A 12,409-nucleotide genomic window follows, 5' to 3' on the forward strand; every position below is an offset into this window, starting at 1 on the left:
CCTGCGGGAGCAGCGGGACAGGTGAGACCTAGTAAAATGATCCACAAGAGGGATCATTTGTACCCCACAGGCGCTGGTGCGCCGAGGAGGCTCACCGCCCGCCCCAAGGGAGAATTTGTTCTTTGAAAAAGTCGGAACTAGGACTTTTTCATAATTCTCCCCGCGGAAAGCGAGCATCCTAGAGTGGAAGTCAACCCTTATTATAAAAGCAATAATATTTTCGGAAACGTTTTTTTCTTTTTCTAAAAATAAGAATTATTACATTTACATAACAATCTTGACTCAGATATTTTATACTGTTTGAGTTATAGTAGAATAGGGTAAACCGAGGAAGTGATTAGCTCTACCCCATTGGTTAAAATAAGGATATAAACCATAAATATGTGGCCCAAATTAATTGATTGCATAAACTAAAATAACCCTGTTACAGCTAGAAAGGGAGGTTAATATATGGACGGATTATTAAAAGAATTGCAGAGTCTAAATATAGGTAAAGTAAAAGAAAATGAACCATTGGCAAATCATACTACTATCAAAATTGGTGGTCCAGCAGATATATTTGTAGAGCCATCATCTCTAGAAGCGTTAGAAAAGGTAATGGATTGTGTAAGGGCAAAAAACATCCCATGGAGAGCCATTGGCAGGGGGTCCAATCTTTTAGTTTCCGATAAGGGAATTGAGGGGGTTGTTCTTAAACTTGGATCTGGCATTGATCACCTAGATATAGACGGAACAAGAATAAAAGTTGGCGGTGGCCATTCGTTAGTCAGTTTAGCTACGCTAATCAGCAAAAAAGGTTATTCAGGTCTTGAATTTGCTAGTGGAATTCCTGGGTCAGTAGGTGGGGCGGTGTATATGAACGCCGGTGCTCATGGTTCGGATATTTCCAAAATATTAGAGAAAGCAAAGATTTTATTTGAGGATGGATCAATTCAATGGCTAAATAATGCTGAAATGGAATTTTCTTATCGGACTTCCGTGCTGCAAAAGAAAAAACCAGGGATTGTATTAGAGGCAGTTTTACTTTTAAGACAAGGTGAGAAAGAACATATAGTTGCTGAAATGCAAAAAAATAAAGATTATCGAAAAGAAACCCAACCATGGAACTATCCATGTGCAGGAAGTATCTTTAGAAACCCATTACCAAACTATGCTGGTAAGCTAATCGAAGTTGCAGGCTTAAAGGGTTTCTCAATTGGTGGAGCAAAAATATCAGATATGCACGGCAATTTTATAATTAATGCTGGAAATGCGAAGGCAGCTGATGTTTTGGCCTTAATTCAGTATGTAAAGGATACGATTTATAATCTATATGAAATTCATATGGAAACAGAAGTAGAAATAATCGGAAGAAAGTAAATAGTAAGGGAATTTATTCAAAAAACCTCTTACGATTTACAAATATTGTGATATAATATTTTTTTAGTAACGGCATGATTTTTGGTTCATGCCGTACTTTTTAAAAATTTTGGACATGCTTAGAGGTGGTGGAGAAGGTGGGTAAAGGAAAAATTGTTTCGCTTGAAGATCGTGTTCCAAAGTTGAAACAACAAAGAAAAAAAAAGGCAAATCGTCGATTAATTTTATTATTACTGTTATTCTTTTCTTTAATTGCCTGCATCTCTTATTTCCAATCCCCACTAAGCAAGGTTAAAAATATAAACATATCAGGTCAAGATTTATATACGGAAGAACAAATCATCAATGAATCTGGTCTTTCTAAATTTCAAAATATTTGGAACTTAGATAAAAAAGGAATCCAAAAACAGATTAAAGAGTTACCAGAGGTAAAAGAAGCTAAGGTAACCATAAAGTTTCCAAATACTGTTTTAATTCATGTAGAAGAATATAAAAGAATTGCTTATTTCGCAAAAGAAACGAATTACTTTCCTATTCTGGAAAATGGAAGAATATTAAAGGAGCAAAAACTTACACAACTTCCACTAGATGCGCCAATCTTAAAAAAGTTTTCAGAAGGAAAAGTTTTAAAAGAAATGATATATAGTTTACAGGAATTACCATCTGAAGTAGTAAATTCTATTTCAGAAATTCACCATACACCTAACGATACAGACTTGTATCATATTACATTATTTATGAATGATGGATTTGAAGTCAGCGCAACCTTAAGGACGTTTACTGAAAAAATGTCACATTATCCCTCAATTCTTAGTCAGTTGGATCCAAATGTAAAAGGCGTCATTGATTTAGAGGTGGGATCCTACTTTAAAGCCTATGAATCGGAAGGGGAGGAAGTGATTGAAAATGAAAGTGAAAGGTAATCATGTTATTCTTGCCCTCGTTTCTCTCGTTCTGGGATATATGATTGCTTTTTCATACCATTTAACTGAACGTGTAAATGAAAAAGCCCCCAAAACTAATAAGCAATGGGAACGCAATATAAGTTTACGAAATCAAATTATTAATGAACAAGAAAGAAATAGAGAATTGCAGAAAGAATTAAACAAAAAACAAGAAAAAGTATTAGAATTTGAAAAAGAACTTTCTAAAGAAGCTACAGTATATGCAAATTTAGCAGAAGATACGGAGAAGTATCGTATGTTTTTAGGAAAAGTAAAAGTGAATGGGAAAGGTGTAGAAGTGACATTAGCGGATGGTGATTATAATCCCTTAGAAGAAAACGCTAATAATTATATCGTTCATGAGCATCACGTATTTAAAGTAATAAATGAATTATATATATCTGGGGCTTCAGCAGTTGCGATAAATGGACAGAGATTATCACATAATTCTTATATTAATTGCAATGGTCCTGTAATTACAGTGGACGGTTTTCAACACCCAGCCCCGTTTGTTATTACTGCTATTGGAGACCCTGAGATTTTATCGTCTGCACTAAATTTGGCAGGTGGTGTAACCGACCAATTGGTAAATGATAATATAATTGTTACTTTAGCTACTAATGAAAATATTACCTTAGATCCGATATTAGGAAATTAGAAAAATAAAGTAAAAGGTTGGGTGATAAGGTGAGCATAAAAAAAAATTGGAGTTTCACCATTATCGCTTTGGTCATTGGTTTTATGATTGCTATTCAATTTCAAACAGTCCGTAAGCCTGTTGTCCGTGATACAAGGGATGTTTGGGAACTAAGAGAAGATTTATTAAAGGAAAAAGAATTGCAATCCAAGTTAATGAAAGAAATCCGATCAAATGAAGAGAAACTGGCTTCATATGAAACGGAGCGTAGCCAAAGTAAAGAAGCAGTCTTAAGAGAAACCTTAGAGGAGTTAAAACAAGAAGCAGGATTAACGGATATCATTGGCCCTGGTATCGTTTTAACTATTGAACCCATTTTTGATGAAATTGTGTTAGGACAACCTGTTTCAGATGTATCCCCTGAGTTATTACAACGATTGTTAAATGAATTAAATATGTATGAAGCTAAATATGTTTCTATTGATGGTAATCGAATCATCAATACAACCGTAATTAGGGATATAAATGGTGAAACGAAAATAGACGGTAAACCACTTTCTCAAATACCTTTTGAGGTTAAGGTAGTTGCGGAAGATTTGAAAACAGCAGAAAAGTTATATAATCGTATGCAGGTTTCGAAGTCAATTGAAGAATTTTTTATTGATAACTTAAAGGTCACTGTTTCAAAGCCTTTTCAAAAGGTAACTGTGCCTGCCTATGACAATACGATAAAAGTTCGTTACATGGAGCCAATCAAGGCAGATAAAGGAGGAAGTTCATAATGTGGCTTCCAATTATAGGATTAATTGTTGGGACTTTTCTTGGATTATTAACAGAAATTAGAATTCCTGAGGAATATTCCAATTATTTGTCAATTGCTGTACTTGCAGCATTTGATACCTTATTCGGTGGAATCCGGGCACATTTACAAAATATATATGATGAAAAAGTTTTTGTATCAGGTTTTTTCTTTAATATTCTTCTTGCTGCAAGTTTGGCTTTCCTAGGCGTACATCTTGGTGTAGACTTGTATTTAGCAGCGGTTTTTGCTTTTGGTGTACGACTTTTCCAAAACATTGCTGTTATTAGAAGAATTATTTTGACTAAATGGTCAAGTAATCAAGAAAAAATTGAAAAAAATTAAGTTTTTTTAAAGGGAAACCCTTATTTTTTGACGAATATTCTTAGTAAGAAAATGGATGTAAATTAAAAAGTGAAAAATTTGTTGTTCGGATTTTAGGAAATGTGATAAAGGAGGTGCCAAAGAATGAACAGCAATGAGATATATGTAAGTCTTGACATCGGTACATCCAGTGTAAAGGTAATCATTGGTGAAATGGTCAATGACACTTTAAATATCATTGGCGTGGGAAATGTAAAATCAGAAGGGTTAAGAAAAGGATCCATCGTTGATATTGACGAAACCGTTCATTCTATAAAAAGTGCGATAGAACAAGCAGAACGAATGATAGGCATGGAAATTAATCAAGTTATTGTAGGAATAACAGGGAATCATGTAAGCCTACAGCCATGTCATGGAGTTGTAGCAGTTTCAAGTGAAAATCGCGAAATTACAAATGATGATGTGGCACGAGTGATGGATGCTGCTAAGGTTGTTTCCATTCCTCCAGAAAGAGAAATAATAGATATTATTCCAAAACAGTTTATTGTTGATGGTTTAGATGAAATTACGGACCCACGAGGAATGATTGGTGTTCGACTTGAAATGGAAGGTTCAATTATAACAGGATCAAAAACGATTCTACATAATACGCTTCGATGTGTGGAACGTGCCGGACTTGATATTTTGGATATTACCCTTCAACCGCTTGCAGCTGGTTCCTTTGCCTTGTCAAAGGATGAAAAAAGTTTAGGAGTTGCCTTAATTGATATTGGTGGTGGTTCTACTACGATTGCAATATTCGATCAAGGGAATTTAAGAGCTACAAGTGTACTACCATTAGGTGGGGAACATATCACAAAAGATATTTCAATCGGTTTAAGAACATCTACAGAAGATGCAGAAAAAATTAAAATAAAGTATGGACATGCTTTTTATGATGATGCATCAGAAGATGAAGTATTTAGTGTTCCAATTATCGGAAGTGATCAGCACCAACAGTTTAATCAGCTAGAAGTAGCAGATATTATTGAGGCACGTCTTGAAGAAATTTTTGAACTTGTTCAAAATGAATTAAAGAGAATGGGAATTAGAGACTTACCTGGAGGATTTGTCCTTTCTGGTGGTGTTGCTAACATGCAAGGTGTCCTTGATTTAGCACAGGATATTTTTCAAAACCGTGTAAGAATTGCTATTCCTGATTATATTGGAGTTCGAGAACCACAATATACCACTTCTGTTGGCTTGATTAAATATGCCTACAAGAATGCTAGATTGCAAGGTCGAGAGCTTGAATCAACCATTAAGGCTACTAATGTAAAAGAAAAACGTGTTGTTAAACAACAACCACAACAAAAGATGAAGACTGAAAAGCAACCGGAAGAAAAAATGACATCAAGAGTAAAAAAATTCCTAGGTTACTTTTTTGAATAAAACTGTGCTAATAGGAATATGGACGAATTAGGAGGATCTGCCATGTTGGATTTTGATACGAATTTAGATCAACTTGCTACTATAAAAGTTATTGGCGTCGGTGGAGGCGGAAATAACGCTGTTAACCGAATGATTGAACACGGAGTTCAGGGTGTTGACTTTATTGCAGTTAATACAGATGCCCAAGCATTGAACTTATCAAAAGCAGAAATAAAAATGCAAATTGGTGGAAAGCTTACGCGTGGCCTTGGTGCTGGTGCAAACCCAGAGGTAGGAAAAAAGGCTGCTGAAGAAAGTAAAGAACAAATTGAAGAAGCTCTTCGCGGAGCGGATATGGTGTTTGTTACTGCTGGTATGGGTGGAGGAACTGGGACAGGAGCCGCACCAGTTATTGCTCAAATTGCTCGCGATCTTGGAGCATTAACAGTGGGTGTTGTGACACGTCCATTTACGTTTGAAGGCCGAAAACGTTCTACTCAAGCCGGTGGTGGTATTGCGGCAATGAAAGAGGCGGTAGATACCTTAATTGTTATCCCTAACGACCGTCTACTTGAGATTGTTGATAAGAGCACCCCAATGCTAGAAGCATTCCGTGAAGCAGATAATGTATTACGTCAAGGGGTCCAAGGTATATCAGATTTGATTGCCGTTCCTGGTCTTATTAACCTTGATTTTGCAGATGTAAAAACCATCATGGCAAATAAAGGATCTGCATTAATGGGTATTGGGGTAGCTACTGGTGAAAATAGAGCTGCTGAAGCTGCCAAAAAGGCCATTTCATCTCCACTTCTTGAAACATCTATTGATGGTGCTCAAGGTGTCCTTATGAATATTACTGGTGGTACAAACTTAAGCTTGTATGAAGTTCAAGAAGCTGCTGATATTGTTGCCTCAGCATCCGATCAAGAAGTTAATATGATTTTTGGATCTGTTATTAATGAGAACCTAAAAGATGAGATTATTGTTACAGTTATTGCAACTGGTTTTAACGAAGAAGTGATGATGCCAAAAGCAACACGACCTTCATTTGGACAAGTTAAGCCGAATATTGGCGTTGTTAAGCGTGAACCGAAACGTGAGGAAGTTCCTCAAGAAACGTACCGTAATCCGGCACCGACACCTTCTCAACAAGAAGATACCTTAGATATTCCAACCTTCTTACGTAATCGTAATCGTAGAAGATAATACTAAAAGATACAAAAAAAGGTATGAGTCCTAAAGGATTCATACCTTTTTTATTTAGGCTGTTTTCTATGATTCCTTTGGAGGTTGAAGACTATTTTTTGTTTAAAGATTATGATATAAGAAACCTTCTTTTAGGAATATATCTGAATTAATAGATAAATTGACAAAATACCAAAATAATAGAGAAAATTTCTCCTAATTCTTTTACAGAATATGACACACTTCCCCTAAACAGTTAGGTTATACTTTTCCGTAACGGAATGATAGAAACTATTAAAAATTTCAAAATTTAATAAAGAGTTTGATCTATGAGCCTTTAAGGAGGAAACCCATTGACTGTTTATTTGGATGTTATATGGTTTCTGAACTTTCTATTTGACAGTCTGCTTCTATATTTAACCTCGATCATGCTAAAACGACAAATCAAATGGTGGAGAGTATTTGCAGGAGGCTTCATTGGTAGTTTAATCATTTTATTATCCTTCTCGCCTTTCGCAAGTATAGCAGGTAATCCAATCATCAAATTGGTATTTTCCTTTTTTATGATTCTAATGACATTTGGGTTTAAACGTTTTCGTTTTTTCTTTAAGGCATTACTGTTCCTTTATCTTGCGACCTTTTTAACTGGTGGTTCTTTAATCGGAATCCATTATTTTATAAAGTTTGATAACCAGCTTACATCAGAGGTTTTACTTGCAAGTGTCAAAGGGTTCGGTGATCCCATTAGTTGGTTATTTGTCATGTTAGGATTTCCTATTGTTTGGTATTTTTCAAAATCAGGTATTGAGAAAATGGAAATGGCTAAGATTCAATTCGATCAAATGGTTAAAGTTCATTTTGTGATTGACGAAAGAGAATTTACAATCGATGGATTGATCGACAGTGGTAATCAGTTGTATGACCCAATTACCAAATCGCCTGTCATGATTGTTTCCGTTCATCAATTTGTGGATCGATTTCCTCCCGAAGTTATTCAGATGGTTGAAAACCCTGATGCTTATATTTTTGGGGAAAAGGAGATTCCAATTGAATGGGAAAACAAAATGAAGATCATTCCATGTCGGGTCGTGGGACAGGACCATCAACTAATTATGGCATTTAAACCAAACCATTTAGAAATAACGACCAATACTGCTGTTCATCATGTTCAAAAGGCGTTAATATCTTTGACCTTACAACAGCTGTCTCCGGAAGGAACATTTCAATGCATTGTTCATCCTAAAATGCTTACAAACCTAAATATAAAAACAACTTCACAGAAGGTAAGCTAATATTACTATACTCAAAAATGCAAAATTTAGAAGGAGGACCTAACTTGAAAAATTTAAAACTTCGCCTTTCATACTATTGGTATAAGCTATTAATCAAATTTGGACTTAAAACGGATGAAATTTATTATATTGGTGGTAGCGAGGCATTACCCCCTCCTTTAAGTAAAGAAGAAGAGGAGCTTCTATTAAATAAGTTGCCTAATGGAGATAAGGCTGCAAGGTCTATCTTAATTGAACGAAACTTACGTTTGGTTGTTTATATAGCAAGAAAGTTCGAAAATACTGGAATAAATATTGAGGACTTAATCAGTATTGGAACCATTGGTCTAATTAAGGCGGTTAATACCTTTAATCCAGAAAAGAAAATTAAGTTAGCTACATACGCATCAAGATGTATTGAAAATGAAATTCTCATGTACTTAAGAAGAAATAATAAAATCCGTTCAGAGGTTTCGTTTGATGAACCTTTAAATATTGATTGGGATGGTAATGAACTTTTGTTATCAGATGTACTAGGAACTGATGAAGATATTATCACAAAGGATTTAGAAGCTAATGTGGACCGAAAGCTTTTGGTAAAAGCCTTACATCAATTATCCGATCGTGAAAAACAAATTATGGAATTAAGGTTTGGACTGACAAATGGTGAAGAAAAAACACAAAAAGATGTCGCAGATATGCTGGGTATATCCCAATCATATATTTCTAGATTAGAAAAAAGAATTATCAAAAGACTTAGAAAAGAATTTAATAAAATGGTATAAAAGATTTTTTGAAAAAATTTTTATTTGGAATTAATCCTTTATTTTCCTATTATGAACCCATTTTCAGGTGCATTTTCGTTATCTGTTATTTGGGTTAAGGTGCATATTTTTCCTTCTCACGGAGATACTTAAGTTTGTACAGCAACTCCTGTGAGGAGGGAAAAGGATTGACTCGAAATAAAGTAGAAATTTGCGGTGTTGATACATCAAAGCTTCCAGTTTTAAAGAACGAAGAAATGAGACTGCTCTTCAAGCAAATGCAGGCAGGAGATATTTCAGCAAGGGAAAAACTTGTTAACGGTAATCTCCGCTTAGTCCTTAGTGTGATTCAACGTTTTAACAATCGTGGAGAATTCGTAGATGACCTGTTCCAGGTTGGCTGTATCGGTCTTATGAAGTCAATTGATAACTTTGATTTAAGCCAAAACGTTAAATTCTCTACCTATGCTGTTCCGATGATTATTGGTGAAATTAGAAGATATCTTCGAGACAATAATCCAATTAGAGTATCCCGTTCATTACGTGATATTGCCTATAAGGCACTACAGGTAAGGGAAAGATTAATGAGTGAAACTTCAAGGGAACCAACAGCCGAAGAGATTGCAAAGGTATTAGAAGTTCCACACGAAGAAATTGTGTTTGCATTAGATGCTATTCAAGATCCAGTTTCCTTATTTGAACCAATTTATAATGATGGTGGGGATCCGATTTATGTAATGGATCAATTAAGTGATGATCGAAATAAGGATTCTAACTGGATTGAAGAAATTGCCCTTCAAGAAGGTATGAGGAGATTAAATGATCGTGAAAAACTAATTCTTCGAAAGAGATTTTTTCAAGGGAAAACTCAAATGGAAGTGGCCGAAGAGATTGGAATATCACAGGCACAAGTTTCACGGCTAGAAAAAGCAGCCATTAAACAAATGAATAAAAATATACAAAGTTAAAGCTGCCATAAGTGCAGCTTTTTTATTATGCTCTTTCTAAAACCTTGTTGCTTTTCTAATTTATTTCAAGGGATTTCTCAGTGTAAATCTTTTATTATGTTAAAGAAACCATATTTTCTTTTTAAATTCATATATTTAATATAAGAGAATGAGCTTGGGGGGATAAAAATGGTTAGGATATCTGATTTTCAAGTAAAAGATGTTGTAAACGTGGGAGATGGGAAAAAATTGGGAAATATTGGTGATATTGATATTAATTTAGCAACAGGAAAAATTGATGCGGTTATCGTAAGTGGAGCCGGAAAGGTATTGGGTTTTTTTGGTAAAGATGAGGATATCATCATTCCTTGGAAGAATATATTAAAAATAGGGGAAGATGTTATATTAGTCCGCTATAAGGAAAACGATGTTAAATATATTGAAGAAGAGGCCTAGGGTCTCTTCTTTTTTAGGATAGATTATGTAAGTATACTTTTATATGGTAAACTATAGAAAACATATGAAGGACTGGGGAAAATGGAACCATTTGTTTTAAAAACAAAGGAATACTTTTATTTACTGCAATGGGGAAATGAATTCCCGCAATTAACTGCAGGGTTTACGACGAAAAATGGCGGATATAGTAAAGAAGAATTTTCTTCTTTAAATCTTGGTCTACACGTTGGCGATTCCAATGAATTGGTATGTAAAAATAAACAGAAGTTATCAGATCTTATACAAATTCAAACAACTAATTGGGTTGCTGCGGAACAAACCCATGGTATAAATATAAAGAAAATCTCAAAGTCTGACAGTGGCAGAGGTACTTTTGAATACAGTGATTCCATTCGTGATACAGATGGCTTTTATACATCTGAAAAAGGGATTCTCCTTACACTTTGTTATGCTGATTGTGTTCCTATTTACTTTTTAGATAAGAAATCTAAAATGATTGGCGTTGCTCATGCAGGATGGAAGGGAACGGTTCATGGCATTGCTAGAGAAATGATTCAAAAGTGGACCCAAGAAGGAATTGATCCCAAAAACATATTAGTCGCAATTGGCCCCTCTATTTGCGAAAAATGTTATATAGTTGATGATTTTGTTATCGATTTTGTACAAAAGATACTAGAAGATGTCGAAGAAAAACCATATAATCAAATAAAAGAGGGACAATATCAGCTAAACTTAAAACAACTTAACAAAATATTACTCATTCAATCTGGAGTTCTCGAATCAAATATTTCTGTTACGAATTATTGTTCAAGCTGCCATCATAATGAATTTTTTTCACATCGACGGGATTATGGCAAATCGGGACGAATGATGGGCTTTATTGGTTGGAAGGAGGATTAACCTTTTTAATGAAAGTAGTATCAAACTTAGAAAAAATTAGCCAAGAGATACAAGCTGCTTGCCTAAGAGCTTCTCGTAACCCTGATGAAATAAAAATAATAGCTGTTACCAAATATGTAAGTACTGAAAGAGCAATAGAAGCTATTGAGGCTGGTATTACGAACCTGGGTGAAAATCGAGATGAAGGCTTATTAGAAAAGTGGAAGGTAATAGGGGATAGACCTTCATGGCATTATATTGGAACTCTTCAATCTAGGAAAGTAAAGAATATTATTGACATTGTCGATTATATTCATTCTCTTGACCGTATGTCACTCGCTGAGGAAATTAATAAGCGTGCCAATCAGCCAATTAAATGTTTTGTGCAAGTCAATGTTTCAGGTGAACAAACAAAACATGGACTATCACCTAATGAGGTTCTTCCTTTTATTGAAAATTTGAAGGAGTTTCCCCATATCATTATTGATGGATTAATGACAATGGCTCCTAACACAGATGATGATAAAATCATTCGTCAATGTTTTCAAACCTTAAAATTACTTCAAGTTCAAATTGGGGAGAAAAATTGGGAACATGCTCCGTGTAAAGAGTTGTCAATGGGAATGTCCAATGATTTTAAAATTGCCATTGAAGTGGGAGCTACTATGGTGCGGATAGGGACAGCACTTGTAGGAGAAAAAGAGGAGGTGCAAGAATGAGTATTAAATCAAAATTTAAAACATTTTTCTTTTTAGATGATGAATATGAAGAGCAAGAACACGAATATATTGAAGAAGAGATAGAGCCTGTCAAGTCGAATAAACATGCTTCAGCGAAGCAAAATGTTGTTAGTCTGCAAAGTCTGCAAAAATCCTCTAAAATGATACTACTTGAACCAAGGGTATATGCGGAGGCCCAGGACATTGCGGATCACTTAAAGAATCGCCGATCCGTTGTTGTGAATTTACAGCGTATCGACCATGACCAGGCAAAGCGAATTGTTGATTTCTTAAGTGGAACCGTTTATGCAATTGGTGGCGATATACAAAAAATTGGTTCCAATATATTTTTATGCACACCAGATAATGTTGAAGTATCAGGTAATATCTCGGAAATTATGTATGAGCAGGATTATCAAGATAAGAGGTGGTAGTTTTTAATGGATGCAATTTTATATTTTCTTAGTTGGATTATTCAATTATATTCATGGGCTTTAATCATTTATATATTATTATCCTGGTTTCCTAATGCAAGGGAATCATCCTTTGGACAATTTTTAGCTCGGATTTGTGAACCATATTTAGAACCTTTCAGAAGAATTATTCCACCTTTAGGAATGATTGATATTTCACCGATTGTTGCCATTCTTGTTTTAAGGTTTGCAACGTCTGGATTAAGTCAGGTATTTCGCTGGATTGGCTAAAAATGATTCGT

At 34.9% G+C, this 12,409-nt stretch carries 15 protein-coding genes; all 15 read left to right on the top strand.

The window, feature by feature from the left end; translation table 11 throughout:
- Nucleotides 1-450: 450 nt before the first annotated feature.
- The 15 genes from murB (at nt 451) to ACSBPO_RS07460 (ending at nt 12,398) form a co-directional block, all read left to right on the top strand.
- A complete protein-coding gene (gene murB / locus ACSBPO_RS07390; RefSeq protein WP_442599411.1) occupies nt 451-1,359 on the top strand; it encodes a UDP-N-acetylmuramate dehydrogenase in 909 nt (302 codons plus the stop codon).
- A 137-nt stretch (nt 1,360-1,496) separates the two neighbouring features.
- Nucleotides 1,497-2,282, top strand: coding sequence for a cell division protein FtsQ/DivIB (locus ACSBPO_RS07395; protein ID WP_442599412.1), 786 nt, complete (start codon nt 1,497-1,499; stop codon nt 2,280-2,282).
- Nucleotides 2,266-2,961 (top strand): DUF881 domain-containing protein, encoded by a 696-nt coding sequence (locus ACSBPO_RS07400; protein WP_442599413.1) that lies wholly within the window; start codon nt 2,266-2,268, stop codon nt 2,959-2,961. Before ACSBPO_RS07395 ends, ACSBPO_RS07400 begins: the two co-directional genes overlap by 17 nt.
- A gap of 29 nt (nt 2,962-2,990) precedes the next feature.
- Nucleotides 2,991-3,722: a DUF881 domain-containing protein gene (locus ACSBPO_RS07405; protein WP_442599414.1), complete on the top strand. Its 732-nt coding sequence runs from the start codon at nt 2,991-2,993 to the stop codon at nt 3,720-3,722.
- Nucleotides 3,722-4,084: a small basic family protein gene (locus ACSBPO_RS07410; RefSeq protein WP_442599415.1), complete on the top strand. Its 363-nt coding sequence runs from the start codon at nt 3,722-3,724 to the stop codon at nt 4,082-4,084. Before ACSBPO_RS07405 ends, ACSBPO_RS07410 begins: the two co-directional genes overlap by 1 nt.
- Before the next feature lie 123 nt (nt 4,085-4,207).
- Complete coding sequence (gene ftsA / locus ACSBPO_RS07415; RefSeq protein WP_442599416.1) at nt 4,208-5,494, top strand: cell division protein FtsA; 1,287 nt, start codon at nt 4,208-4,210, stop codon at nt 5,492-5,494.
- 42 nt (nt 5,495-5,536) lie between these two features.
- A complete protein-coding gene (gene ftsZ, locus ACSBPO_RS07420) occupies nt 5,537-6,679 on the top strand; it encodes a cell division protein FtsZ (protein ID WP_442599417.1) in 1,143 nt (380 codons plus the stop codon).
- Between the two features lie 332 nt (nt 6,680-7,011).
- Nucleotides 7,012-7,950, top strand: coding sequence for a sigma-E processing peptidase SpoIIGA (gene spoIIGA / locus ACSBPO_RS07425; RefSeq protein ID WP_442599418.1), 939 nt, complete (start codon nt 7,012-7,014; stop codon nt 7,948-7,950).
- Nucleotides 7,951-7,994: 44 nt separating this feature from the next.
- Nucleotides 7,995-8,714 carry an RNA polymerase sporulation sigma factor SigE gene (gene sigE, locus ACSBPO_RS07430; RefSeq protein ID WP_442599419.1) on the top strand — a complete coding sequence of 240 codons (720 nt, stop codon included), beginning with the start codon at nt 7,995-7,997 and terminating at the stop codon, nt 8,712-8,714.
- Nucleotides 8,715-8,881: 167 nt separating this feature from the next.
- Nucleotides 8,882-9,661, top strand: a complete 780-nt coding sequence (sigG, locus tag ACSBPO_RS07435; protein WP_442599420.1) for an RNA polymerase sporulation sigma factor SigG — start codon at nt 8,882-8,884, stop codon at nt 9,659-9,661.
- 168 nt (nt 9,662-9,829) lie between these two features.
- The gene (locus ACSBPO_RS07440; RefSeq protein WP_442599421.1) at nt 9,830-10,096 is read left to right on the top strand and encodes a YlmC/YmxH family sporulation protein; all 267 of its coding nucleotides are present in this window, start codon (nt 9,830-9,832) and stop codon (nt 10,094-10,096) included.
- Nucleotides 10,097-10,177: 81 nt separating this feature from the next.
- Nucleotides 10,178-10,996, top strand: coding sequence for a peptidoglycan editing factor PgeF (gene pgeF, locus ACSBPO_RS07445; protein WP_442599422.1), 819 nt, complete (start codon nt 10,178-10,180; stop codon nt 10,994-10,996).
- Between the two features lie 8 nt (nt 10,997-11,004).
- The gene (locus ACSBPO_RS07450) at nt 11,005-11,694 is read left to right on the top strand and encodes a YggS family pyridoxal phosphate-dependent enzyme (protein WP_442599423.1); all 690 of its coding nucleotides are present in this window, start codon (nt 11,005-11,007) and stop codon (nt 11,692-11,694) included.
- Nucleotides 11,691-12,128 carry a cell division protein SepF gene (locus tag ACSBPO_RS07455; RefSeq protein WP_442599424.1) on the top strand — a complete coding sequence of 146 codons (438 nt, stop codon included), beginning with the start codon at nt 11,691-11,693 and terminating at the stop codon, nt 12,126-12,128. The genes ACSBPO_RS07450 and ACSBPO_RS07455 overlap by 4 nt, the downstream gene beginning before the upstream one ends.
- 6 nt (nt 12,129-12,134) lie before the next feature.
- The gene (locus ACSBPO_RS07460; RefSeq protein WP_442599425.1) at nt 12,135-12,398 is read left to right on the top strand and encodes a YggT family protein; all 264 of its coding nucleotides are present in this window, start codon (nt 12,135-12,137) and stop codon (nt 12,396-12,398) included.
- Nucleotides 12,399-12,409: the final 11 nt, after the last annotated feature.

This window comes from Neobacillus sp. D3-1R (assembly GCF_052180215.1).
In the GTDB taxonomy this organism is placed as follows: Bacteria; Bacillota; Bacilli; order Bacillales; family Cytobacillaceae; genus Pseudoneobacillus.

Bases quoted from the DNA above. Each gene is read 5' to 3' on its own strand.
- ftsZ (WP_442599417.1), top strand. From the start codon at position 5,537: ATGTTGGATTTTGATACGAATTTAGATCAACTTGCTACTATAAAAGTT.
- pgeF (WP_442599422.1), top strand. From the start codon at position 10,178: ATGGAACCATTTGTTTTAAAAACAAAGGAATACTTTTATTTACTGCAA.
- ACSBPO_RS07410 (WP_442599415.1), top strand. From the start codon at position 3,722: ATGTGGCTTCCAATTATAGGATTAATTGTTGGGACTTTTCTTGGATTA.
- ACSBPO_RS07460 (WP_442599425.1), top strand. From the start codon at position 12,135: ATGGATGCAATTTTATATTTTCTTAGTTGGATTATTCAATTATATTCA.
- ftsA (WP_442599416.1), top strand. From the start codon at position 4,208: ATGAACAGCAATGAGATATATGTAAGTCTTGACATCGGTACATCCAGT.
- ACSBPO_RS07455 (WP_442599424.1), top strand. From the start codon at position 11,691: ATGAGTATTAAATCAAAATTTAAAACATTTTTCTTTTTAGATGATGAA.
- ACSBPO_RS07440 (WP_442599421.1), top strand. From the start codon at position 9,830: ATGGTTAGGATATCTGATTTTCAAGTAAAAGATGTTGTAAACGTGGGA.
- murB (WP_442599411.1), top strand. From the start codon at position 451: ATGGACGGATTATTAAAAGAATTGCAGAGTCTAAATATAGGTAAAGTA.
- ACSBPO_RS07400 (WP_442599413.1), top strand. From the start codon at position 2,266: ATGAAAGTGAAAGGTAATCATGTTATTCTTGCCCTCGTTTCTCTCGTT.
- ACSBPO_RS07450 (WP_442599423.1), top strand. From the start codon at position 11,005: ATGAAAGTAGTATCAAACTTAGAAAAAATTAGCCAAGAGATACAAGCT.